Source organism: Eubacterium maltosivorans (assembly GCF_002441855.2).
In the GTDB taxonomy this organism is placed as follows: Bacteria; Bacillota; Clostridia; order Eubacteriales; family Eubacteriaceae; genus Eubacterium; species Eubacterium maltosivorans.
Genome location: NZ_CP029487.1, coordinates 4053629 through 4078662, shown reverse-complemented (window position 1 = coordinate 4078662; position 25034 = coordinate 4053629). Strand labels below are relative to the sequence as shown.

23 protein-coding genes are annotated in these 25034 nt (G+C 48.8%); 2 read left to right on the top strand and 21 right to left on the bottom strand.

The window, feature by feature from the left end; genetic code table 11:
• Positions 1-71: 71 nt before the first annotated feature.
• From clpX to CPZ25_RS18855, 15 genes are all read right to left on the bottom strand, one after another.
• Positions 72-1337 carry an ATP-dependent Clp protease ATP-binding subunit ClpX gene (gene clpX / locus CPZ25_RS18925; protein WP_058695384.1) on the bottom strand — a complete coding sequence of 422 codons (1266 nt, stop codon included), beginning with the start codon at positions 1335-1337 and terminating at the stop codon, positions 72-74.
• 11 nt (positions 1338-1348) lie between these two features.
• Positions 1349-1930, bottom strand: a complete 582-nt coding sequence (gene clpP, locus CPZ25_RS18920) for an ATP-dependent Clp endopeptidase proteolytic subunit ClpP (protein ID WP_058696418.1) — start codon at positions 1928-1930, stop codon at positions 1349-1351.
• Positions 1931-1949: 19 nt separating this feature from the next.
• Positions 1950-3236 (bottom strand): trigger factor, encoded by a 1287-nt coding sequence (gene tig, locus CPZ25_RS18915; RefSeq protein ID WP_096918919.1) that lies wholly within the window; start codon positions 3234-3236, stop codon positions 1950-1952.
• A gap of 257 nt (positions 3237-3493) precedes the next feature.
• Positions 3494-4198 (bottom strand): ABC transporter ATP-binding protein, encoded by a 705-nt coding sequence (locus tag CPZ25_RS18910; RefSeq protein WP_096918920.1) that lies wholly within the window; start codon positions 4196-4198, stop codon positions 3494-3496.
• Positions 4199-4208: 10 nt separating this feature from the next.
• The gene (locus CPZ25_RS18905) at positions 4209-4967 is read right to left on the bottom strand and encodes an ABC transporter ATP-binding protein (RefSeq protein WP_058695386.1); all 759 of its coding nucleotides are present in this window, start codon (positions 4965-4967) and stop codon (positions 4209-4211) included.
• Positions 4967-5974: a branched-chain amino acid ABC transporter permease gene (locus tag CPZ25_RS18900; RefSeq protein WP_058695387.1), complete on the bottom strand. Its 1008-nt coding sequence runs from the start codon at positions 5972-5974 to the stop codon at positions 4967-4969. The genes CPZ25_RS18905 and CPZ25_RS18900 overlap by 1 nt, the downstream gene beginning before the upstream one ends.
• 3 nt (positions 5975-5977) lie before the next feature.
• Positions 5978-6853 carry a branched-chain amino acid ABC transporter permease gene (locus CPZ25_RS18895; RefSeq protein WP_038352836.1) on the bottom strand — a complete coding sequence of 292 codons (876 nt, stop codon included), beginning with the start codon at positions 6851-6853 and terminating at the stop codon, positions 5978-5980.
• A 109-nt stretch (positions 6854-6962) separates the two neighbouring features.
• A complete protein-coding gene (locus CPZ25_RS18890) occupies positions 6963-8129 on the bottom strand; it encodes an ABC transporter substrate-binding protein (protein WP_058695388.1) in 1167 nt (388 codons plus the stop codon).
• Positions 8130-8227: 98 nt separating this feature from the next.
• Positions 8228-8869 (bottom strand): endonuclease III, encoded by a 642-nt coding sequence (gene nth / locus CPZ25_RS18885; protein WP_058695389.1) that lies wholly within the window; start codon positions 8867-8869, stop codon positions 8228-8230.
• Complete coding sequence (locus CPZ25_RS18880) at positions 8862-9224, bottom strand: cupin domain-containing protein (protein WP_243129324.1); 363 nt, start codon at positions 9222-9224, stop codon at positions 8862-8864. Before CPZ25_RS18880 ends, nth begins: the two co-directional genes overlap by 8 nt.
• Positions 9225-9244: 20 nt before the next feature.
• Positions 9245-11416 carry a transglycosylase domain-containing protein gene (locus CPZ25_RS18875; RefSeq protein WP_096918921.1) on the bottom strand — a complete coding sequence of 724 codons (2172 nt, stop codon included), beginning with the start codon at positions 11414-11416 and terminating at the stop codon, positions 9245-9247.
• Between the two features lie 15 nt (positions 11417-11431).
• On the bottom strand, positions 11432-12346 hold the full coding sequence (locus tag CPZ25_RS18870) for an RluA family pseudouridine synthase (protein ID WP_058695392.1): 915 nt from the start codon (positions 12344-12346) through the stop codon (positions 11432-11434).
• A gap of 118 nt (positions 12347-12464) precedes the next feature.
• A complete protein-coding gene (gene radC / locus CPZ25_RS18865) occupies positions 12465-13169 on the bottom strand; it encodes a RadC family protein (protein WP_096918922.1) in 705 nt (234 codons plus the stop codon).
• Between the two features lie 140 nt (positions 13170-13309).
• Positions 13310-13780 (bottom strand): MarR family winged helix-turn-helix transcriptional regulator, encoded by a 471-nt coding sequence (locus tag CPZ25_RS18860; protein WP_013381804.1) that lies wholly within the window; start codon positions 13778-13780, stop codon positions 13310-13312.
• A 108-nt stretch (positions 13781-13888) separates the two neighbouring features.
• On the bottom strand, positions 13889-16399 hold the full coding sequence (locus CPZ25_RS18855) for a YhgE/Pip domain-containing protein (RefSeq protein ID WP_096918923.1): 2511 nt from the start codon (positions 16397-16399) through the stop codon (positions 13889-13891).
• Positions 16400-16646: 247 nt separating this feature from the next.
• On the opposite strand from CPZ25_RS18855, the gene CPZ25_RS18850 reads away from it, so the two are divergent.
• Positions 16647-16895 carry a hypothetical protein gene (locus CPZ25_RS18850; protein WP_058695396.1) on the top strand — a complete coding sequence of 83 codons (249 nt, stop codon included), beginning with the start codon at positions 16647-16649 and terminating at the stop codon, positions 16893-16895.
• On the opposite strand, the gene dhaS is transcribed toward CPZ25_RS18850, so the two are convergent.
• The 6 genes from dhaS to hemW all read right to left on the bottom strand — a co-directional run bounded on the left by dhaS (position 16892) and on the right by hemW (position 23921).
• Complete coding sequence (dhaS, locus tag CPZ25_RS18845) at positions 16892-17458, bottom strand: dihydroxyacetone kinase transcriptional activator DhaS (RefSeq protein ID WP_058695397.1); 567 nt, start codon at positions 17456-17458, stop codon at positions 16892-16894. The two genes, CPZ25_RS18850 and dhaS, sit on opposite strands and share 4 nt — an antisense overlap.
• 66 nt (positions 17459-17524) lie before the next feature.
• Entirely contained in the window at positions 17525-18691 is a 1167-nt protein-coding gene (gene dnaJ / locus CPZ25_RS18840) for a molecular chaperone DnaJ (RefSeq protein ID WP_058695398.1), read from the bottom strand.
• A 130-nt stretch (positions 18692-18821) separates the two neighbouring features.
• Positions 18822-20657: a molecular chaperone DnaK gene (gene dnaK / locus CPZ25_RS18835; RefSeq protein WP_058695399.1), complete on the bottom strand. Its 1836-nt coding sequence runs from the start codon at positions 20655-20657 to the stop codon at positions 18822-18824.
• Between the two features lie 225 nt (positions 20658-20882).
• A complete protein-coding gene (grpE, locus tag CPZ25_RS18830) occupies positions 20883-21449 on the bottom strand; it encodes a nucleotide exchange factor GrpE (RefSeq protein WP_058695400.1) in 567 nt (188 codons plus the stop codon).
• Between the two features lie 8 nt (positions 21450-21457).
• On the bottom strand, positions 21458-22492 hold the full coding sequence (gene hrcA / locus CPZ25_RS18825) for a heat-inducible transcriptional repressor HrcA (protein ID WP_058695401.1): 1035 nt from the start codon (positions 22490-22492) through the stop codon (positions 21458-21460).
• Between the two features lie 289 nt (positions 22493-22781).
• Positions 22782-23921, bottom strand: a complete 1140-nt coding sequence (gene hemW, locus CPZ25_RS18820; protein ID WP_096918924.1) for a radical SAM family heme chaperone HemW — start codon at positions 23919-23921, stop codon at positions 22782-22784.
• Between the two features lie 119 nt (positions 23922-24040).
• Between hemW and CPZ25_RS18815 the strand changes: the two genes are divergently transcribed.
• Positions 24041-25009 (top strand): tyrosine-protein phosphatase, encoded by a 969-nt coding sequence (locus tag CPZ25_RS18815; RefSeq protein WP_096918925.1) that lies wholly within the window; start codon positions 24041-24043, stop codon positions 25007-25009.
• Positions 25010-25034: the final 25 nt, after the last annotated feature.

The window sequence follows — 25034 nt, the reverse complement described above, 5'->3', positions numbered from 1 at the left end:
TAAGAAATAAAAGGGGATGTCTTTCAGTTATAAAAAAAGCAATCCCATAAGATTGCTTTTTTACAGGTATTCTAAGATACACTGGTTGTCTTTTCTTCGCTGGCTTTCGGCTGTGTTTCCACAACGGGCGCTTCCAGCTGTTCGACAACATCTTTAGTGATAATAACCTTTGATACGCCTTCCTCTGAAGGAATATCAAACATAATGTCTGTCATGATATTTTCAATAATACCGCGGAGTCCTCTCGCGCCAGTACCATTCTGTAACGCCTTCTCGGCAATGGCCTTTAACGCGTCTTTTTCAAATTCCAGCGCTACACCCTCGATTTCGAACATTTTTTTATACTGTTTAACCAGGGCGTTTTTGGGCTCGGTCAGAATATTAATCAATGCTTCTTCATCTAAATTCTGAAGGGTTGCAATGACCGGAATACGACCGATAAACTCAGGAATAAGACCGTATTTCAGCAGATCCTGAGGCTCGATGTTATCGAGAAGCTCTTCCTTGGCCTTTTCGTCAGAAGTTTTGATTGTTGCGCTGAAGCCCATAGAGCCCTTTTCCATTCTCCGCTCAATTACGCCATCCATGCCGTCAAAGGCACCGCCGCAGATGAAGAGAATATTGGAGGTATCGAGCTGAATAAATTCCTGATGCGGGTGCTTTCTGCCGCCCTGCGGCGGAACATTGGCAACGGTTCCTTCGAGAATTTTCAGCAGGGCCTGCTGTACGCCCTCACCGCTGACGTCGCGGGTAATAGACGGATTGTCGCTTTTTCTGGAGATCTTATCAATTTCATCGATATAAATAATCCCCTTCTGGGCGCGCTCAACGTCCATATCCGCTGCCTGAAGCAGCTTCAGCAGGATATTTTCAACATCTTCGCCTACATAACCGGCTTCTGTCAAAGAGGTGGCGTCCGCAATGGCAAAGGGTACGTCCAGTACCCGCGCCAGCGTCTGGGCCAGAAGGGTCTTACCAGAGCCTGTAGGTCCGATTAAAATAATATTGCTTTTCTGTAATTCAACGTCATCATCGGTATCCAGCATTGCGTTAATACGCTTGTAGTGATTATATACCGCTACTGCCAGCGCTCGTTTTGCGCGGTGCTGGGAGATAACATATTCGTCAAGTTTTGCTTTAATCTCACGGGGCGTTGGCACATTTTCAAAATCAATTTCCTTTGGCACATAGTCGTTGGCAATGATTTCTTCACACAGGGCCACACATTCATCACAAATGTAGACGCCTGGTCCTGCAACCATCCGCTTTACCTGAGACTGGCTCTTTCCGCAGAAAGAACAGCAAACCTGTTTGATTCCATCTTTTTCGTTTGACATATTAATTCCTCTTATCTGGAACTGACGATTTGATCAATCAGGCCATATTCTAACGCTTCCTCAGCAGACATAAAATTGTCGCGGTCCGTATCCCTTGCGATAACGTCAATGGGCTGTCCTGTTTTTTCACTGAGGATTTCATTGAGCTTTTCACGCGTTTTAATCAAACGTTTGGCATATATTTCCACATCGACACTCTGGCCCTGGGCACCGCCCAGAGGCTGGTGAATCATAATCTCACTGTTCGGAAGCGCCTTGCGCTTACCCTTGGCACCGGCTGTCAGCAAAAAGGCACCCATGGATGCCGCCATGCCGACACACATGGTGGAGACATCACATTTGATAAAATTCATGGTATCGTAAATGGCAAACCCGGAGGTAATTGACCCACCCGGACTGTTAATATACATTTCAATATCTTTGTCTGGATTATCCGCTTCTAAAAAGATTAACTGTGCTACGATCAGACTGGATGTTGTATCATTTATTTCCCCGTCAAGGAAAATAATCCGCTCTTTCAGCAAACGTGAATAAATGTCAAAAGAACGTTCCCCCCGTCCCGTCTGTTCAATAACCATAGGGACAAGATTCATATTCATTGTTATACCCCTATTATTTAACCTGAGCGGCGTCGACTAAGAAATCGATGGCTTTTCTGCGTTTGATATCAGTCTTCATATAGCTTTCCATCGTTTCGTTCACTGTCTTTTTAAATTCTTCAAAATCCTGCTGCATGGATGCGGCATATCTTTTGATTTCTTCTTCCAGTTCTTCTTCTGTTGGTTCCAGCTTTTCAGTTTCGGCAATTTCGGTTAAAACAAAATCTGCTTTAATATTGCGCTCAACATCTGCTTTCATTCCTTCTCTGAACTGTTCGACATTTGAACCCATGTAGCCCAAATAGTCATTCAGGCTCAGGCCTTGGCTGCTTAACTGGCGGTCATAGGTATCCAGGGTACGATCCAGCTCTTCTTCTACCATCAGATAAGGAATTTCGATTTCTGCATTCTGAACCGCAAAGTCAATGACCTTGTTTTCCGCGCTTCTGCGCAGTTCAGTTGTTTTCTGTTCTTTTAATTTTTCAGCAACGCTGACTTTCAGCTCGTCAAGGGTATCAAATTCACTGACGTCTTTCGCAAATTCGTCGTCGATTTCCGGCAGTTCCTTAACCTGTACTTCTTTAATGGTTGTCTTGAATACAGCATCCTTACCGGCAACATCTTCCTGATGGTAATCTTCCGGGAAAGTGACCTTTACATCAATTTCTTCGCCGGCTTTTGCACCTACAAGCTGGTCCTCAAAGCCCGGGACAAAGACGTTGCTGCCAAGCTCCAGTGTATAGTCTCTGCCTGCGCCGCCGTCAAAAGGCACACCATCAATGCTTCCCACGAAATCAATGATCACTGTATCGCCTTTTTTGGCTTCAGCGTTTTCGTCAGTGATAATACGCGCGTTCATACCCGCCATACGGGTGATTTCCGCGTCGATGTCTTCATCGGTAATAACCGCTTCAAGAGACTCAATTTCTGCACCCTTGTATTCGCCGAGAGTCGCAGCTGGTTTCAGGCCAATATTTACAATAAATACCGCACCGTCTTCGCTGGCTTCTTTTACTTCCTGTAATTCCGGACGGGTTACAGGCTCAATTTTCAATTCTTCCAAAGCATCTTTGTAAGCGCCCGGGAACGCGAAATCAATGGCGTCTTCATAGAACACACCTTTACCATAATGCGCTTCAATGAGTTTTCTGGGCGCTTTGCCCTTTCTGAAGCCCTGAATTGTAAAATGTTTTTTATTTTTGTTGTAAGACTGTTTAATTGCTTTTTGAAAGTCTTCAGCTGATACTGTAATCTCAACTGATACTATATTTTTTTCATTACTTAATTCTTTTGCGCTCATATTATCCTCCACATAGCTCTAATTATAAACATTCTCAATTTCCTAAGTATAACATAGGAATTATGCCATATCAAGCGTAGAAACACTTTGTTTTAAAAATTTTCGGCTTTGCAGCTCATTTTTAAGGTAAACTTCAAAAATTTAGGGCCGAATTGCAAAAAATCAGGTCCAAGTTACCGGTTTTGCCTGTCATATAAAAACCCGGGATCAGGAAATCCCGGGGTTCTATGGTGAATTACTATTTTATTCAGGCTGTATCAGCCTCCCAGATAAGCTGTACGCACCTCATCATTGGTAAGCAGTTCCTCTGACGTGCCGTGCAGCTTGATTTTGCCGGTTTCCAGCACGTAGCCGCGGTTTGCGATCCGCAGGGCTTTGTTGGCGTTCTGTTCGACCAGCAGAATGGTGGTTCCGGCACCGTTGATGGTCTGAATCATACTGAAAATCTCATCGACCAGAATCGGCGCAAGGCCCATGGATGGCTCATCCAGAAGCAGAAGCTTCGGCCTGGTCATCAGCGCACGTCCTATGGCCAGCATCTGCTGCTCGCCGCCGCTCAGGGTGCCAGCGATCTGCTTGGACCGCTCCTTCAGGCGCGGAAAATAGTTAAAGACCATTTCCATATCCTGCGCAATTTCCCGCTTATCTTTTCTGATAAAGGCCCCCATTACAAGATTCTCGTACACGGTCATTTCAGCAAACACCTGCCGTCCTTCTGGCACATGGGCAATGCCGAGATCCGGGATCTGGTAAGGTTTTACCTTGCTGATGTCTTCTCCCTGAAAGGAGATAATCCCCTTTTCGGCCCTCAAAAGTCCTGAAACGGTCTGGAGGGTCGTGGTTTTACCCGCGCCGTTGGCGCCGATCAGGGTAACAATTTCACCGTCATTCACCTCAAAGGTAATGCCCTTGATGGCATGGATTTTTCCATAATATACATTAAGATCTTTTACTTTTAACATCAAACCCCTCCTAATCTCCGAGATATGCCCGGATTACATCAGGATTGTTCTTAATTTCATCCGGTGTTCCCTCTGCAATGGTACGGCCGTAGTCAACAACCACAATCCGTTCGCAGATCCCCATAACCAGCTTCATATCATGCTCGATCAATAAAACAGTGATATTAAACTTGTTCCGGATAAAATGGATCGTCTCCATCAGCTCTTCGGTCTCGTTGGGGTTCATCCCTGCAGCCGGTTCATCCAGCATCAGAACCTTGGGGTCTGACGCGAGAGCCCTTGCGATCTCAAGCTTACGCTGCTGGCCGTAGGGCAGATTTTTTGCCTTGGTCTGCTCGTATTCACCCATATCAAAAATTTCGAGAAGCTTTTTACATTCTTCGTAGGCCTTCTGCTCTTCCTTCCAGAACTTTCTGGTGCGGAAGAGACCCTGGGCCAGATTGTAATTCACAAAATTATGATAGGCGATTTCGACATTTTCAATGGCGGTTAAATCCTTAAACAGACGGATATTCTGGAAGGTACGCGCCGCACCCATTTTAACCACCTCATGGGGCGATTTGCCCACAATGCTCTTGCCTTCAATGCTTACATTCCCTTCTGTTGGGACATAGACACCGGTCAGCGTGTTAAAAATCGTGGTTTTACCAGCGCCGTTCGGACCGATCAGGCCTACCAGCTCATTGGAACCCAGAGTGAGATTGAACTTATCGACAGCGGTCAGGCCGCCAAAACGCATGGTTACATCCTTTGCTTCAAGAATTGGCATTACGCGTCACCTCCGTCCACTGAATTCTTTGTTGTATTCTTACGGTTTTTCAGATTTTCAAAGAAACGCGTGAGTGAGAACTCGTAACGTCCCAGCATACCCTGCGGTCTGAAAATCATCATAATTACCAGCGCCAGAGAGTAGACCAGCAGGCGGTATTCAGAGAACTGTCTTAGAAGCTCCGGCAGAACGGTCAGCACAATAGCTGAAAGAATGGAGCCAGTTACACTGCCCAGACCGCCAAGTACGACAATGACAAATATTTCAATTGAAAACATGAACTGGAATTTATTCGGGTCCAGATAGCCCTGATAATGGGCATACAGTGAGCCGCCGACACCTGCAAAGAACGAGGAGATGGTAAAGGCCATAACCTTATATTTGGTGGTCGGAATCCCAGCTGCCTCAGAGGCGATCTCATCCTCGCGGATCGACATGATGGCCCGTCCGAACTTGGAGCGTCCCAGTGTAAAGATCAGTAAAATAACAACGATCATGATCCAGTAAACATAGCCCAGAGTCGCAATACGCGGAATCCCCTTCAGGCCCTGCGCGCCGCCGGTAGGCTGGAAGTTTACAAAGAAAATACGGATGATTTCAGCAAAACCGATGGTAACAATTCCGAGGTAATCCCCGCGGAGACGCAAGCTCGGTGTCCCGATCACAATCCCGACAAGCCCTGCGGCAACCCCGCCGGCCAGAGATGCAATGATCAGCACCAGAAGCGCAGGCAGCGAATCATTTCCGTTAGTGATGGCTATGGATACGCTGGCCGCCGTATAGGCCCCAATGGCCATAAAGCCCGCGTGGCCAAGGGCCATTTCACCAAGGAAGCCCGCTACAATATTTAAGCTTGTTGCCATAATGATCATGATACAGGTCAGAATGACAATACCGCCAAAATAATTTGTAACAATCTTAAAGGTCACCAATGAGTAGATCACTGCAAAGATTACGATCATTGAGATTGCGTTGACAATATATGATTTTTTGAGTTCCTTTGTCATGTCTTACACCTTCTCTCTCGTATTCTTGCCGAGGATACCTGTCGGCTTAAACAGAAGCACAACGATCAGTACTAAAAACACAATGGCGTCTGCCCAGGTTGAGGAGATATAAGCCTTGGTCATGGTTTCAATCATCCCAATGATAAAGCCGCCCAGCATCGCGCCCGGCACACTGCCGATACCGCCGAGTACCGCGGCTACAAAGGCTTTAAGACCCGGCATTGTCCCCATGGTCGGCGCGATGTTCAGGTAGGCGGTGCTGTATAAAATCCCGCCTAACGCACCCAGAGCAGAGCCGATTAAAAATGTCAGTGAAATAGTTCTATTCACATTAATTCCCATTAAAATAGCGGCATTCTGATTTTCTGAAACGGCGCGCATGGCACGGCCCTGTTTCGTCTTCTGTATAAATAATTCCAATAAGATCATAAAAAGCACAGAAAGACCAATAGTAATTAATGTAATAGAATTAATTTCCAGACCTCCCACATGGAATACCACCTGAGGGAAAATCTTCGGCATAACCTTTGGATCAGCTCCAAAGATCATAAGTGCCAGGTTCTGTAAAAACATACTCACGCCAATGGCTGTGATAAGCGCGGATAATCTCGGCGCGTTTCTCAATGGCCGGTAGGCGATGAATTCGATCACTACACCCATCACTGCGGTTAAAATCATTGAAAATGCAATAACCGCCCAGAAGGGCCAGTTCAATGTCGTTGCGGCAATAAATGCAAAATAGGCGCCAAACATCATGATCTCGCCGTGAGCGAAGTTGATGAGTTTGAGGATACCGTATACCAACGTATAACCGATAGCAATCAATGCATAAATACTGCCTGAATTCAGTCCGTTAATGAACTGCTGCAAAAAGACCACAAACAGTTACCTCCCTTTCAAATATTTTAATTCACCATATTGTATAAACAGATATAGAAGAGCCGAGGCTCTTCTATATCTGTTATTTTAATCCATTTGTGATTATGATTTAGTTGTCACCCTGTACAGTGGTCACAAATTTCAATTCGCCATTATCAACCTGAATGATTGTAATGTCTTTACCCTTTGGATTACCTTCTTCGTCAAATGTGAAATGACCGGTTACACCGTCAAAATCAATCTTCTGCAGTGCGTCGACAATCGCCTGTGAGTCTGTGCTGCCGGCATTTTTGATTGCTTCAGCCATAACGTTCATGCCATCGTAGCCTAAAGCTGCGAAAGAGTTGGCTGCTTCACTGTATTTGTCTTTGTAGGATTTGATAAAGTTCTGCACAGCTTCCTTCGGAGAATCTGCAGCATAGTGGTTTGCAAAATACTGGCCCTGTGCGGCGTCAGCGTAGTCTACCTGGACACTGTCCCAGCCGTCGCCGCCGACGAATTTGGAAGTAATGCCCATTTCTTTAGCTTTCTGCATGATCGGACCAGCTACATTATAATAATCTGGAATATAGACAACTTCTGGGTTCAGCTCTTTGATTTTGGTCAGCTGAGCGCTGAAGTCTTTGTCTTTATCTGCGTAGGATTCACTGCCGACAACCTTGCCGCCCTTAGCTTCAAAGGTAGCCTTGAAAGCGTCCGCCAGACCCTGAGAGTAAGCACTGCCTGAGTTTACCAGCATTGCGGCTGTTTTAGCGCCTAAGCCACCGTTTTCAGTGCTCACTGCAAAGTTTGCACCGGCGTTGCCCTGATATTCGTCCAGATAGCATACACGGAAGCTGTTTGGAGCGCCTTCGGTAACGTCTGCTGCGGTTGAAGTCGGGGTTAAGATTGGCATATTGTCGGATTTTGCTAAATCCTTAATCGCCATGCTTTCGCCGGTCAGTACAGAGCCGACAATTGCGACAACACCGTCCTGATCACGCAGACGATTGTATGCGTTGACTGCTTCAGTAGAGTCACCCTTGGTATCGTAAGAAACGACTTCGACCTTTTTGCCGTCGATGCCGCCGTTTTCATTGATCTGTTCTGCGGCCAGCTCAATCCCGTTTTTAGCTGCCACACCGTACATTGCGGTATCGCCGGTATAAGGACCTAAAGCACCGATTTTAATGGTATCTCCACTGCTTCCGCTTCCGGATGAGCTGCAGCCAGCAAAGGCGAAAACGGATACACACATAACACCAACCATTAGAGCACTAATGATTTTTCTCTTCATTTTCTCTTCCTCCTGTGAAAAATAAATTTAAACTTTTACTCATTTTAATATATCCCAGAGAAAATATCAAGGAATATCTGGGTTTTGTATACAATTTTTTATTTTTTCTTGTTTCGCTTTTTATAATCGTCACAGTAAGGATTGATCGCGCAGCTCTCACACTTGGGGTTTCTGGCCGTACAAAGCCGCCTTCCATGCCAGATCAGCCAGTGGTGCGCCCGGGACCAGTAGTCCCTGGGAATATTCTTCATCAGCTCTTTCTCGACCTGGAGAACGTTGTTCCCTTTTGCCAGGCCAATACGCCGGGATACCCTGAACACGTGCGTATCCACCGCGATGGCCGGCACGTCAAAAGCGTTGCTCATAACCACATTGGCGGTTTTCCGGCCGACACCCGGAAGCTTTGTGAGCTCCTCCATGGTTTCGGGCACGATGCCATTGTGCTCTTCGAGGAGCATATGACAGGTCAGCAGAATGTTCTTCGCCTTGGTGTTGGATAAGCCACAGGATTTGATTTTTTCCCTGAGCTCCCCTTCATTTAAGGTCAGCAGCGCCTCTGGAGTATTATACTCCTTAAACAGCTCTCCGGTTACAATATTGACGCGCACGTCTGTACACTGGGCAGACAGCATGGTTGCGATCAGCAATTCAAAAGGGCTGGTAAAATCCAGCCCGCATTTTTCTCCGCCGTAGAGCTTTTCAAGCTCCTCCAGCACCTTTTTTCGATTTTCTTTATTCATGCTTTTCATCTCCGTAAAGGATCAGCGCCATCATCTCAAGATTCTCATCTCCGGTGTTTTCAACTGCGTGGGAGCTCTCGTGTCCTGTTACCAGAACGTCCCCGGGATTTAACATCCGCTTTACGCCGTTGTCCGTCACCTGCGCCTGACCGCTCAGGATGTAAAATATTTCTTTCTCGTTCACATGCTCGTGACTACCGATGGAGCACCCTGGCTCCACGGTAATCTGGGCATATAATCTTCCCTTGTCACAGAGAACGTCCTGGTCCACAACATGCTTGATGTGGATCGTTCCGCTGCCTCCGCGCATTTCAAACTTATCATCAATGGTATGTTCTTCATTTTTGATCAGCATTTTGTTCCCTCGATTATTATCTAATCTTCCTGTTCCTCATTGTTGGTAGTGTCGTCAACGCTTGTTGATGGTGTTGAGCTCGGCTCTGGCTCTGGTTCCGGCGTTGTTTCAGGCACTACGGTCGGTGCCGCTGTCGGAGCTGCTGTCGCTTCCGGCGTCGGGGTTGGTGTGGCTGCCGGGGTTGGCGTGGTTATGGGCGTTGTATCTTGGGATTCGGCCGGCGTGGCAAACTCAGAGACCAGGTCATTGTTGATCAGCGACCGGACATAAGAGCCGTAAATACCTGCCGGGATATAACTCCCTGTCCCGACCGGCTCATGTTCAAGGTTACCGACCCACACTGAGGTCGTAATGTTCCCGGTCATACCAGTGAACCATAAATCTTCCTCGTTGTCCGTTGTCCCTGTCTTACCAGCTGTCGGATAGGCCTGGGCCGCACGTCCGCCGGTACCGCTGGTAACAACCTGCTGCAGAATACCCCACATGGAGCTGGCTGTGTCTTCAGACATAACCTTTCTGGAGGTCAGGCCAAGCTGGCTCTTGTCAAAGACCTGCTTGCCGTTGGTCTGCTCAACCTTGACAATCTTGTAAGGCTCGTTGTAAACACCGCCGTCGTTAAAGCAGTTGAAAGCTGCTGCCATTTCAAGAGGCTTGATCCCATTTGTCATACCGCCAAGCGCAGTCGCCAGATTGTAGTCATCCGCCCCGTCTTCCCGGTCGCCAGGATTGACAAAGGTGGTGATTCCCAGTGTTTTCATCCAGTCAATGGCATTTTCAATCCCAAAGGTATTAAAGACCTTAACCGCCGGAATATTCAGAGAATTGACAAGGGCCTGGGTAATGGTGACAGTACCGCTGTAGCCGCCGCCGTAGTTTTTCGGTGAGTAACCGCCAATGTTGATGGGTTCATCCTTAATGGTTGAAGACGGTGAGAACACACCCTTTTCAATGGCGCCGCTGTAGTAAAGCGGTTTGATATTGGAGCCAGGCTGTCTCGCTGAGTCTGCCATGTCGATTTCGGTATTTCCTGCATAGTAGCCCAGTACTGCGCCGTCCTTATCTACCGTGACAATGGCGCCGGTATCGCCGTTTTCCTGGCTGAAGCCGGCGTTGTCCAGCCCGTTTTCCATGGCGGAAATGGCTGCGTCCTGATAGCCGGTGTTAATGGTTGTATAGACGCGGTAGCCGCCGTTGGCGATATTTTCGCGGATCTGCTTGACGGCTTCGTCCTCATCCACACCCTTTTGCTTCATGACACTCGGGGCAAGGGCCTCGGCGTATTCCTGGAGCGCCGCATTGATAAACGCACCATATCCATCTTTAATATCATCGTTGGTCTGTTCTTCAGACCAGGGCATAATGGTGATTTCAGTGGCGGAAGCCTGATCGGCCTGTTCCTGGGTGATATAGCCCTCTTTTACCATACGGGCAAGCACCTGGGCCTGACGGTTCTTAGCCGCCTCAAAGTTGGCGTTCGGGGCATAGGCAGAAGGCGCTTGGGGCAGACCTGCCAGCATAGCGGACTCGGCCAGATTCAGGTCGGAGACATTTTTACCAAAATAGGTCTGGGCGGCTGCCTGCACACCGTAAGAGGCAGAACCAAAGTAGTATTCATTCAGATACATTTCAAGGATCTGATCCTTGGTATATTTTTCCTCCAGCTGTCTTGAAATAGAGATTTCTTTCATCTTACGGTTGACAGAATCCATAAAGCCGGGTTCAGCAACGTCCAGGTCAAAGAGTACTCTGGCAAGCTGCTGGGTAATGGTACTGGCCCCCTGGCCTGTACTGTTGCCACTGAACAGATTGGAGACCAGTGAACGCATGATTCCGTAATAATCTACCCCGTGGTGCGAATAGAAACGGGAGTCCTCTGTTGCGATCAGGCCATTCTGCAGGTCTTTTGGAATCTGATCCAGAGAGACGTAGGTCCTGTTCTCAGCTGCCATCTCGGCGATAACCTGGTTATCCGAGGAGAAAATCTGTGTTTTTTCCTTTTGCTGGTAAGTAAAATCTGAAATATCCTGTCGATTGGCCGCATAGACTGAAAAGCCTGTCACGACGCCGGCAACGATTAAAACCGCCAGTACAATCAGGACGATTTTCCAGGTTGCCATTCTTTTCTTTTTCTTCTTTGGCAGCCCTTTTCTGGGCGCCTTTGGAGCAACTTTCTTTGCTTCTTCTTTACTCATAGTTCCACCTTCTTTTTATTCTTTCCTCAATGTTTCTCGAAGTGCTACTAAATCTTCCGTTAATCCTGCGGAAAGTTCCAACTCACCGCTTTTGGGTAAGGTTAAGTTCAACTTTGCAGCGTGCAGAGCCTGTCTGGCCATGCCGTAGCTCGGATTCCCATCGTGATTGTACAGGCTGTCGCCAATGATGGGGCAGCCAATATATTTTAAATGGACTCTGATCTGGTGGGTGCGTCCGGTTTCCAGCACCAGCTCCACCATCGCAGCTTTCCCGTAGCTTTCCAGTATTCTGAAGTGTGTGATGGATTCCTTGCCATCTTCCATGACAATTCTCTCCAGGCTGTCCTCAGATGGGCGGCCAATGGGTACGCGGATACAGCCCTCCTTCTCCTTTGGAACATTGTTCACAAAAGCGATATAGGTCTTTTTAACCGCATTGGTCTTCATTCTGGATTGGATATAATGATGCACATATTTATTCTTCGCGATAACGACAAGCCCGGTGGTGTCCCGGTCCAGCCTGTTAACAAAACGGATTTTCCCGGGGGTGCCTCTCTCCTCCCAGTACCAGGCCACATGATTGGCCAGGGTATCCAGCTGGTGGCTTTTGGTAGGATGCGTTACGCAATTGGCATCCTTGTTGACCACAAGCACCTCGTCGTCCTCATAAACAATATCTAAAGGTCCCTTAACGGCCTCAATGTCGAACCGCTCCTCCGGAAAGGCAATGACCACCTGGTCACCCTTGCGCACCGGATCGGTCAGCCAACAGTCCCTGCCGTTTAAAGTAATGCTGCCCTCCCGCTTGAGCTGCCTGAGCAGCCGGCTGGAATAATCATAATGATTGGTCAGCATATCCTTCAAAGAACCACTTTTTACATCTCCTACTATATAATGATATACAAACTGTCCCTCTTCGGGCATAATCATTACATCACCTCTTCCAAGCATTCACAATCTCAACTATTTATTTTATTGTAAAACAAGAAAATAATCAATCTAATTTTAACACAAATTCATAAATAATGCCAAAAAACATAAAAGAACCTTAGATATACCCGGATTCTTTAAAGCTGACATAGTCTGCCCCGCCAATCACCACATGGTCGAGAACCGGAATCCCGAGCAGCTCGCCGGATTCCAGCAGCCGTTTGGTAATGGCCCTGTCCTCAGCGCTGGGCCTGGGATCGCCTGAGGGATGGTTATGGGCCAGAATCACCGCAGCGGCATGCTGCCGGATGGCCTTTACAAACACCTCTCGCGGATGCACCAAAGACGCGTTGATGGTCCCTATGGAGATGGTTTCTGTCTTAATGACTTTGTTTTTGTTGTCCAGCAGCAGAATCATAAAGTGCTCCTGCTTCAGGTAACGCAGCTCATCTGTCAGCAGCGCAGCCACATCCCCCGGCGAACCGATTTTCGGCTGTTCGGGCGGGTGGGTATTCACTCGTCGTCCAAGCTCAATGGCCGCCTTGATCTGGCAGGCCTTTGCCGGGCCGATCCCCTTGAGCCGCTCGTTGCGCTCAAGCTCCTCGATACTCATACCAAAAAAGGCTGAGAGGTCGTTATCAAAGGCCCTCAAAACGCGCTGGCCAAGTTCCACCGCAGTTGCATCCTGGCATCCTGTCTGAATGATAATGCCGATCAGCTCTGCATTACTGAGACTGTGGACACCGTGTTTTATCAGCTTTTCACGGGGACGCTCATCTCTGGGCATCTCCCGGATTGCCATATGGTCACTCTTTTCGGCCATAGGTCACCTCCTCGCACGGTTCTCTTTATTCTAACAGATTTTAAATTCCCTTTCCTAAATAAATTCCTAACATTCTGTAATGTTTTGTAACTGAATAATGAACAAAACATTAAGAAAAGCCCCAAATGGGGCTTTTCCGCTTATTTTTCTTTCAAATCCTCCAGCTGTCCGTTAAAAAAGGAAGTGAGCTGTTTTAAAGCAATTATTAAGTTTTCCAGCCCCTCCTCTGTCAGGACCTCGCCGACATTTGAGACCATATTCTCGTGGAATATCCGGTGGTGCATCTCGGCGCGCATGCCTTTTTCAGTTAAATAGATCCGTACCACTCTGCGGTCCTTTTCGGAACGCCTGCGGGACAGATACTCTTTTTTGACCAACACATTCACCGCTGTGGTCAGGGCGCCGACTGTAATCCCAACCTGTGCGGCTATTTCCGTCATCGTGTTTTTTTTGTCTCTCTGTAAAATACTGACTGCTTCTATAATATGTAATTCCTTGACAGAAAGATTTTCAATGCTGCTTTTTAAAAGGGTCTGTTCTTCCAACGATAGGATTTTATTGAAGGTATCGACAAAAAAGGTGTTCAAAGTATCTCTTTGTTCATCATTCATGATTTACCTCTTAAATATTGTATCTTTATCAGTTCATTTTATGTTAAAAGTATATAAATGTCAATGAAAATACAAAAGCCACAGCAAATTTCAGCTGTGGCCTTAATTTTATGGCTGATGGGTTATCTCTGCGGCTCTGCGCGCCTGTCCCTTATTCTGAAGCCAGGTAAACAAAACTGTAAGCGCCATGGTCACGACCAGGATGCCTATAAGCACCAGACTGTTCCTGTCAAGCCCCATGGCCCCTGTTCCGCTGATCGTGTCTTTAAACAGCCCAACCGAATAGGTCATGGGCATAAACGGATACAGAATATTGAAGAACTTCGGCACCGTCTCCATGGGGAATGTCCCTCCGCAGGAGGTCAGCTGAAGAATCAGCAGCGCAATGGCCAGAAATTTCCCCACGTCCTTTAAAAAGACGATCAGAAGCTGAACAATGGCGATAAAGACCATGGATACCAGGCAGCACGCCAGATAGAAGGCCAGCGGATGGTTGATCTGAAGCCCCAGGCCAAACTGAAGCACAAGGGCCAGGAGCAGCGCCTGCAGAAGTCCGATCACAAGGTAGGAGAAGCTCCGGATAACGCGCCTGTCCGAGCGTCTGGACAGGAGCCGGAATTTTTCGTCCGCGTCCAGATAAATACCGAAGAAAATGATCAGCGCCCCGACCCATAAGGATAAGGAGAGGAAGTAAGGCGCAAAGGCTGTTCCGTAGTTGGGTACCGGATCGATGGCGTTGGTATTGACATTGACCGGATCTGCCGCGTAACTGTCCAGGCCACTCAGGGGCTTCAGCTGATCACGGACATCGGTCAGATTATCGTCCACGCCTGTTTTGGCGGTTTGCAGGCCGTCCTTGAGCTGAACAGAGCCATCCCGCAGCTTGATAACGCCGGACCCGAATTCCTGGGCGCCGCCCAGAAGGGTGGTTGTGCCATCACTCAGCGCAGATGCGCCTGAATCCAGTGCCTGGGCTCCTGCATTCACCTGACTGACACCGTCGCTGGCCTGGGCTGTGCCGTCCGCCAGCGCTCCAGCGCCGTCACTGACCTGACCGGCCGCCGCATTGACCTGTCCGGCGCCGGCGTCAAGGCTCTGGGCCCCGCTGTCAGCCTGGCTGGCCCCGGCGGCCACTTTGTTCGCCCCGCTGTTTAATGTGTCCGCGCCGCCAACCAGCTGTCCGGTCGCGGCGTCAAGACCGTCCATTCCCTGCTTCAGGCTGCTGCTGCCTGCTGCCAGATCCTGTGAACCTGCCTGGGCTGTCTGGGCCCCGGCAATGAGAGCAGGAATTCCCTGCTGTGGATCGTTAAGGGCTGCCTGTCCCTCTTTAATCTCGGCAGAAAGGGTATCGAGGCCGTCGCCCACTGCCTTGCCGCCTGCCTGTAAGGCAGCGATCTGATCCGGGTCTGCCGCTGCTGCCTGATCATAAAGCGCCTTAAAATAAGGATTATTTAACAGTTCCGGGGCATTTTGAGCTGCTGCCACAATGCCGCCGACCAACTGGCTGGAGCCTGAGATCAGCTGATCCACACCGTCCTGATAGCCCTCAAAGCCAGTTTGAAGCTGCCCCACACCGCTGTCAAGAGCGGTCATGCTGCTGTTCACCTTCTGGCTCAGCAGGTTCAGGCCGCCGGAAAGCTGGGTGATCCCATCGCTCAGTGAAGCCGCGCCCGCTGCGACCTGGTCGGCGCCGGATTTGGCTTTCTGCTCGCCCTGCTGGTATTCTCTGACCTTTGTGCTGAACGCACCGGTTCCGGCTGCCAGGTCTCCTGCGCCCTGATTCAGGGTGCCTGTACCACTTGCCAGCGCGGAAGCGCCGTCCGCCAGGTCAGAGGTGCCGTTTTTCAGGGCTGCCGTGCCATTCGCAAGCGTTGCTGCGCCGTCCTGCAGGGTCTGGGCGCCCTGGGCCAGGCTGCGGGTGCCGTCCGCCAGCGCAGAAGCGCCGCCAGCCAGGGCATCCGCGCCGTCGTTCAGGGAGGACGCGCCGCTTAAAAGGGTGCCAGTGCCATCGGACAAGGTTCCTGTACCGTCTGCCAGGGCGTTCGCGCCGTCCCCCAGCTGTCCAAGCCCATCCTGCAGGGTTTCCAGCTGTCCGGGAACCTCATAGAGCTTGCCGCTGAGTTGTGCCACCAGCTCCTTGTCCACACTGGCCCTTGTTGACTTTTCAACCTCCAGCACTGCCTTGCTGAGAATCTGGCTGGCCAGATAGTTCCGTTTTTCATTGGGTGAATAATAGATTTCCGCTTCACGCTTGTTCTGAGTACTGGCAGAGGCAATATCGGCGGAGAAGTCTTCCGGGATACGGATCAGGGCGTAATACTGGCTGCCCTCAGTTCCCTTAATGGCGTCGTCCTCATCGGTCAACACAAATTTGAGGGTGCCGTCCTTTTCCAGCTCATCCCACATTTCCCTTCCAAGATTCCGGGACTTGCCGTCAATGGTCGCGCCCTTGTCCTGGTTGACCACAGCCACTGGCAGGGTATCTAGCCTCGAATACGGGTCCCAGAAGGCGTCCAGATAGAAGAAACTGTACATAAGAGGAATAATGATTACGCCGAGGACCACGATCCAGGGCAGCCACTTTTTAAAAAACGATTTTTCTGACCTTAGTTTGTCCATTTTTTATTGCTTCCTTTCTACTGCGTTATTGGTTAATGGAGAGGGGTTCTTTACATAATGTGAAAGTATACCAAAAGTTATACCCACTGTAACCCGACAAACCTCAGACATTGTCCTGTTTTCATACAAAACAAAAAATCTGTCAGGTAGTCTGACAGATTCGGTCTTTTGTCTATATTCAACCAGCCTTGCGGCTGATATGCTTAAATTAAATATAAAATCAGTAGAAAAATGAAAGGAGCAGGCCATGAAATCCCTGGAAATCCGATTAAAAACCGCTGTGCTGGACGTAAAGCTCGACCATATCCTGAGAGGTATTGCCAAATCACCGGAGCGATGCGCCCGCAGCCTGGTCGACCTCGGAAAAAGCATTTCCCCAAAAGAACTGACCCGCATCGAATACAGGCTGCTCTACAACGAGTTTTTAAAGCTGTGCGCCTCCTCGGATATCGAAGGAACCAAAAAGAATTTTTTCAGGCATTTTAACCCTGACTAAAGCGTGTTTAAAAACCGCTTAACCGCCAGATTTTTACTGTCCAACACCAGATTTTCAAAACGCTCCTTCAAAAATTCCGGGCTTTCACGCATTCCCTCCTGCGCCCATGCGACAATGATCCCCACTGTCCCGTAAGAAAAAAACGAAGCGATAAACTCCATATCCTCAGGTTTGATTTCTTTCTCGCCGCTGAGATTCCCGATAATCTCCTTAAACAGCTCTTTGGCCACAGAAAAGAGGTAAGCCTCAAATTCCTTCTGCCCTGAGGCTTTAAAGGCATTGATATAAAAATAATCCTCCTTCTTCATCTGCGTCAGCATCCTGTAAATACGGGCGCTCCAGTTCTCAAAGGTCAGTCCCTCTGTCATGACAGAAATCGCCTCATTGTAATAAATCCAGTCCAGCAGCTCGTACTTGTCCTGGAAGTGGTAGTAGAAGGTCTGTCTGTTCAGCCCGCAGCTTTTGGCAATATCTGAAATGGTGATCTTATCAAAGCTTTTAACGCGCATTAATCCCTTAAAACCGTCCGCGATGGCCTGCTTAGTTATCAATGATTCCGACATGATTTTCTCCTCCGTTATGCTGAAAAAACCGGTGCTGCAAAAGCATGCACCGGTTATTTAAAAATCCTATTGAAAGGCATTTTTTACCTTAGACCAGAATTTTTTACCTTCCTGGTGATTGTCATTGCCTGTTTCTTTGTCAAAAGCTCTCAATAATTCTTTTTGCTTCTTATTCAGCTTGCGCGGTACCTCGACTCTGACAGTAATGTACTGGTCGCCGCGTCCGCGTCCGTTGACGTTCGGCACACCCTTTCCCTTAAGTCTGAAGACCTTGCCGGTTTGGGTGCCTTCTGGAACCTTCAGCTTAACCTTGCCGTCCACAGTCGGTACGACCAGCTCTGCGCCCAGGGCTGCCTGCGCAAAGGTCACAGGGATTTCCAGGTAAACGTCATCTTCCTCACGCTTGAAGATCGGGTCTTCCTTCACGCTGATATAAACGAAGAGGTCGCCCTTTCCACCGCCACGCGCGCCGGTGTTGCCCTCGCCGCGAAGCGGCAGGATGGAGCCGTTGTCCACACCAGCCGGGATCTTGATATTGATGGTCCGTTCCTTTTCCTGGATGCCGGAGCCATGGCAGGTATGACACGGGTCGTCGATGATTTCGCCCTCGCCGTGGCACTTATCACAGACCGTAGTCTGCTGGATGGTGCCAAAAGGGGTCTGCTGACGGATATAAATCTGCCCGGAGCCGCCGCACTTGTCACAGGTGTGGGCTTCACTGCCCGGTTCCGCTCCGGAGCCGTGGCAGGTCGGACATTCTTCCTGACGTTTAATCTTAATCTTCTTTTCGGTTCCAAAAACAGCTTCTTTAAATGAAAGATTGATATTAATCTTCATATCCGAGCCGCGGCTTGGCCCACGGCGTCCACCGCCGCCTCCGCCAAAACCGCCGAAGCCGCCAAAACCGCCGCCTCCGCCGAAGGAGCTGAAAATATCGCTGAAAATATCTTCAAAGCCGCCTCCGCCAAAACCGCCGTAGGAGCTTCCGCCTCCGCCAAAGCCGCCTTCCATGCCCGCATGACCGTACTGGTCATAGGTCGCACGCTTGGTTTCGTCACTTAAGACCTCGTAGGCTTCGTTGGCTTCCTTGAATTTTTCTTCAGCCTCTTTATCGCCCGGGTTTTTGTCCGGGTGATATTTCATAGCCATCTTGCGATAGGCCTTTTTTATTTCATCTGCGCTGGCGCTTTTTTCAACGCCCAGCACCTCGTAGTAATCTCTTTTTTCACTCATGCTTCTATTCACCTCGCCTCATATTGTAACCTAAAAGGCCCAGCCTGTAAAGAATCATTATTAAAGATGGCAGCCATTACAGCTGCCATCTCCTAAAGTCTATCTTATTGTCGGGCTCACAGTGGACGGCTTATTTATCGTCGTCGCTGACTTCTTCGTATTCAGCTTCTACGACGTCATCGTCGCCCTTCTGGTCAGCAGACTGCTGTTCTGCGGTCTGTTCCTGAGCGGTCTGTTCATACATTTTCTGAGCGATCGGATATAAAGCTTCGTTTAATTCTTCGATGGCTTTATTGATTGCCTCAACGTCTTCGCCTTCACCGGCGGCTTTTACCTTATCGATAGCAGCGGTTACCTTGCTCTTTTCATCGTCGGTAATCTTGCCTTCCATGTCCTTCAGAGACTGTTCTGCCTGATAAGCAGTGGAGTCTGCATTGTTCTTGGCTTCGATGAGGTCTTTTGCTTTCTTATCTTCGGCTGCGTGCTGTTCAGCTTCTTTTACAGCCTTGTCGATATCTTCTTCGCTCATGTTGGTGGTCGATTTGATCACAACATTCTGAGATTTGCCAGTGCCTAAGTCCTTGGCTGATACGTTAACGATACCGTTGGCGTCAATATCAAAGGTTACTTCGATCTGTGGAATACCACGTCTTGCAGCCGGGATACCGGTTAACTGGAAACGGCCCAGAGTCTTATTGCCAGAGGCCATTTCACGTTCACCCTGTAATACATGGATGTCTACAGCAGTCTGATTATCAGCAGCGGTAGAGAATACCTGGCTCTTCTTGGTCGGGATGGTGGTGTTGCGTTCGATCAGTTTTGTGAATACACCGCCCAAGGTTTCGATCCCTAAGGAAAGCGGGGTAACGTCGAGTAACAGTACGTCATTGACTTCACCGGCTAATACGCCACCCTGGATAGCGGCACCGATGGCAACACATTCGTCAGGGTTAATGCCCTTGTAGGCTTCTTCACCGGTTAAGTTCTTAACAGCATCCTGTACTGCCGGGATTCTTGTGGAACCACCAACCAGGATAACCTTGTTCAATTCGTTTTTGCCCAGGCCTGCGTCGCTCATGGCTTTGGAAACCGGTCCTTCGGTTTCTCTTACAAGACCAGAAGTCAATTCGTCGAATTTCGCTCTTGTCAGGGAGAGTTCGAGATGCTGCGGTCCTTCTGCGGTCGCAGTGATGAACGGCAGGTTAATGTCCGATTTCATAACGCTTGAGAGTTCGATTTTAGCTTTTTCAGCAGCTTCTTTCAAACGCTGTAACGCCATTTTATCAGATTTCAGGTCGATGCCGTGGGATTTTTTGAATTCATCTGCCATCCAGTCGATCACCTTGTTGTCAAAGTCATCGCCGCCCAGGTTGTTGTTCCCGTTGGTTGCCTTAACTTCGAAAACGCCGTCGCCTAATTCCAGGATGGATACGTCGAAGGTACCGCCGCCAAGGTCATAAACCATGATTTTCTGGTTGTCTGCCTTGTCAAGACCATAGGCCAGTGAAGCTGCGGTTGGTTCGTTGATGATACGCAGTACATCTAAACCGGCGATCTTACCAGCGTCCTTGGTTGCCTGTCTCTGAGCGTCGCTGAAGTAAGCCGGTACAGTGATAACAGCCTTGGTAACTGTTTCGCCAAGATAGGCTTCTGCGTCTGATTTTAATTTCTGCAGGATCATCGCAGAGATTTCCTGCGGTGTGTAGCTCTTATCATCGATGGTTACTTTATAGTCGGTACCCATGTGTCTCTTGATGGACGCGACTGTACGGTCTGGATTGGTGACAGCCTGGCGTTTTGCCACCTGGCCGACCAGTCTTTCACCGTCTTTAGTAAACGCAACAACAGACGGGGTTGTGCGGTTCCCTTCTGCATTTGGGATAACAACCGGTTCGCCGCCTTCCAAAACAGCAACGCAAGAGTTTGTAGTACCTAAGTCAATACCAATAATTTTTTCTTTACCCATAATATATGTCCTCCTAAGTTTTTAGTATAAATTTCTAATTTTTATTATTCTTCAAAAAAGCAACTTGTTGTTTAATGGAGAATTGAGAATGGAAAATGGAAAATTCCGGTACAAAACGCTACGCATTTTGATCTTTATGCGGCCGTTGACCGCTTTCTCAAATTTGCTAAAGCAAATTTGTTCTTTTAATTCTCCATTCTCAATTCCCCATTGTCAATTGCTTTTTTACTTCTGGTTAACCTTAACCATCGCTGGCCGTATGACCTTATCCTTAAAAGTGTAACCCTTCTGGAAAACCTCCAGAACAACCTGGTCGTCTTTTTCAGGATCTGCTCCAACGGCAACGCCGTGGTGGAAGTTCGGATCAAAGGCTGTACCCACACAGTCAATTTCCTGCAGGCCCTCCTCGTTCAGAACACCGATCAGCTGCTTGAAAACCATCTGGACGCCTTCGCGGTATTTGTCCGCATTGTCATCATCCGCCGCCGCTTCGGCGCGGTCCAGGTTGTCAAGCACTGGTAAAAGCTTTGTGACAAAGCCCTCAAGAGCAAACTGGTAAATGTCGGTCTTTTCCTTCTGCGTTCTTTTTTTATAGTTTTCAAAATCCGCCTGAAGGCGCATAAGACGCTCCATAGCCGCTTCCTCTGCCTTGGCCGCTTCATTTACCGATTTTTCAACATCCTCTACAGTTTCCTGTTCTTCTGTTTTCTGTTCCTCTGCTGCCTGTTCCTCCGTAGCTTCTTCCTTAATGGTTTCGTCTACGTTTTGTTCCATCTTTTCTTCCTTAGCCATTTAACCACCTATTTCATTAATAATTTTGTTAAGTTTGTGTTCAGTTCATTTCTTATATAATCAAGAACCGAGGAGACATTGTCATAATTCATCCTCGTCGGTCCTATGACCCCAAAAGCGCCTACGGTCTTTCCTTCCAGCTCGTAGGTTGTCGTAATAATACTGAATTCCTTCAGATTCTCATTATCATTTTCATCCCCGATGCTGATGTTAATCACCTGACTGGCGTCATCATTTGACAGGATCCCCGCCAGCAGCGGTTTTTCCTCGATCACATTGACCAGGTGACGGATTTTTTCCACATCACTGAATTCGGGATAGTTGAAAAGATTCGTCAGACCCATGGAGTGGATGTCTGAAGCCTCTTCCATCAAAGTATCCCTTAATACCGGAAGAATTTCCCGGAGTAAACTGCTTTCATCCGGGGACAATTCCTGAATCTGATCCACCAGTTCCATATTAATTTCCTGGAAGGAAATATTCTTAAGGAAGCTGTTTAAGACATTACTCAGTTTCAGGGCCAAAGTGGTGTCAATTTCCTGTGAAAGGGTCATTTCAATGTTCTTTGCCATCCCTTCATAGGTGACCACAATGAGTAAAACCCGTTCCTTGATCAAAGGAACAATCTGTACGTGCTTGCAGTTAAAGCAGGAAACCCGCGGCGACAGCACCACAGAGGTGTAATTGGTCAGCTGTGACAGCACCTTCGCCGTGTGGTTCATGGTGTTATCCAGCTCCCTTGTTATTTTAAGATACCCATTATGGATGTCATTTCTCACAACCTTAGCTAATTTTTGAATTTGCATGATCTCATCGACATAATAGCGATATGCCAGCTGAGTCGGAATTCTTCCAGATGAGGTGTGCGGCTGCATTAAAAAGCCCAGGTCTTCGAGATCAGCCATTTCGTTCCGGATGGTCGCAGGGCTGATGCCAAGATTATAACGCTTTGACAAAGTCCGGGACCCTACCGGTTCGGCGGTATTGATGTAATCCTTAATGATTACCTCCAATATCTTCTTCTTTCTCTCTTTCAAGTCCATTTTGTTCACCTCTTTATTAGCACTCGTTACTTGTGAGTGCTAATATCTTGACTATAATATACCACCGGGTTCTTACTTTGTCAATAGATTTCTATAAGATAAATGTCAAGTTTTTAAGATTTAAACATTATTTAAGCAAGGAAACCTTTTGGTATATTATCCAAGTGAAAAGCTGAAAAAGAGAGGGCGTGCAGCGAAAACCGTCAAAGGATTTTTCCATTTTGCCGCGCGCCTTGCTCGCGGCGATCCCGCAAAATCCAACGGCGGTCCTCCGCTACACTCATCTCACTTATACAAATGCCACAAACACCTGATTCGCCAGATCCTGGCCCTTTGTGGTAAGGCGGATCACCGGCCCCTCACGCGTGAGAAGCCCCGCCGCCACAAGGTTTCCAATCTCCTCAAAATCTTCAAAAAAGCTGCTGCCAAACTGCCTTCGGTAATCCGCGTCGTTTACGCCGCACATGCGCCGCAGACCCAGAAACATAAAATCGCCCTTTTTCTCCTGCACATCCAGCGTGTGCGCCTCGAGCACCGGGGCTTTCCCCTGTTCAGCCAGAGTACAGTAGTCCCCCATTGCCATCACGTTGGTGCGGCGCTCTTCCTTATAATAGGAGGCCGCCCCCAGCCCAAAGCCCACATAGGGCTTCATCACCCAGTACAGGCTGTTGTGGCGGCTTTCCCAGCCTTTTCTTGCAAAGTTCGATATCTCATACTGCTCAAAGCCCTTCTCTGCCAGGCCGTCGATGACAGCGTGCTGCATCTGGCGTTCCAGCGCCTCGTCCGGCAGCGCCAGTTTTCCCTGGCGGTACAGCGTGTCAAAGGCAGTTCCCTCCTCGATTTTCAGGCTGTAGCAGGAGATATGCTTAACGGGCTCAAGGGCCGTCAGTCTCGCAAGGTCCCGGCGCACATCCTCCAGGGTCTGTCCCGGCAGGCCAAACATTAAATCCGCCGAGATATTCTCAAACCCCGCGCTTCCCAGCAGCTCCAGCGACGACTCAAAATCCGCGTAGGTGTGGATACGCCCCAGGGCTTTAAGCCCTTCATCGCTCGTGGTCTGGAGACCCAGGCTCACGCGGTTGAGGCCCATGCTGCGGTAAGCCCGGCATTTTTCGCCGGTCAGGGTTCCGGGGTTCGCCTCAATGGTCGCCTCAACGGCCCCCTCAGGCAGCTCAAAGCACTCCTGGATACAGTCCATAACCTGGCCGATATGATCAGCCGCCACGTAAGAGGGCGTGCCTCCCCCAAAATAAACCGTGCGCGCGGACAGCCTGCCCTGCTCAGCCGCGAAGGCCCTTATCTCAAGGCAGACCGCCTCAAAATAACGCCGGGCATCCGCCTCGCTAAGCCCCGCCCATGAGGGAAAATCACAGTAGCGGCACTTCTGCTGGCAGAAGGGAACATGCACATAAATTCCGACATTTTCCATTAAAACGCTCCTTTTTATAAAATATGATGAAAAAACAAATTGTCATCGGGACAAATTTAAGTCTTTATGTTACAATATATTCTATATAATAAAGTATAAAGAGTCAAAGGAGTGAACATATGAAAAAATTTGTAGGCATTGGGGCGCTTATTGCCGCGGCTGCCGCAGTCCCATATCTGATTCATAAAAAACGCCAGAAAAAGCTTCAGGCAGAAGATTTCAACCAGGGCGACAGCCTTCCGCTTCCAGAGAAAAATCCTTTGGAAACTGATTTCAAGGACGAAGACCACCTGATTTTCTGCGACGAGTCCAACCTGGGCAAACGGCTGATCCAGCTGGAAAATTCCATCAATATCCGCGACATCGGCGGCTATACCGGTCTGGACGGACGCAAGACAAAATGGCGCAAGGTGATCCGCAGCGAGGAGCTGGCCCACCTTTCCGATAAGGATGTGGAATACTTCGAAGAGCTTGGCCTCAAGCATGTCTTTGACTTCAGGGACGCCCCCAAGGCCAAAGCCATGCCGGACAAGCTGCCCTCCACCGCAGATTATAAAAACATTCCGGTACTCAAAAACATCCCCTTCAGCCACAACGAGATCAATTTTACAGCGCCTGACGGCATCGATCAGTTTATGCGCAAAATCTACCGCTACCAGGTCGAAAACGCCGCGCCGCTCTACGCAGAGATCCTCAAGGTCATGACCGACCCCGGCGAATACCCCATCCTGTACCACTGCACCAACGGCAAGGACCGCACCGGCTTCATGACAGCCCTCATCCTGCTGATCTGCGGCGTGCCGGAGGAAACCATTATCTCGGATTACTCCCTGACCAACCTCACCTTCGACGAAGCCTTCGAGGTTCTGGGCACCATTATGGCCGATGAAATGAATGAGGCCAAGGGTGTTTCCAAGGATCAGCTCAAGGATTTCTTTGGTGTCAAGCCCGAATGGCTGAAAATCCAGCTAAACTACATCAAGGAAAACTACGAGAATGTCGACGCTTACCTGCTTGATAAAACCGATCTGACAAAAGAAGATCTGGACAAAATCCGCGAAAACATGCTGGAAGCGCCAAGCGTATAAAAAAACAAAACGGACGGCAGATCTG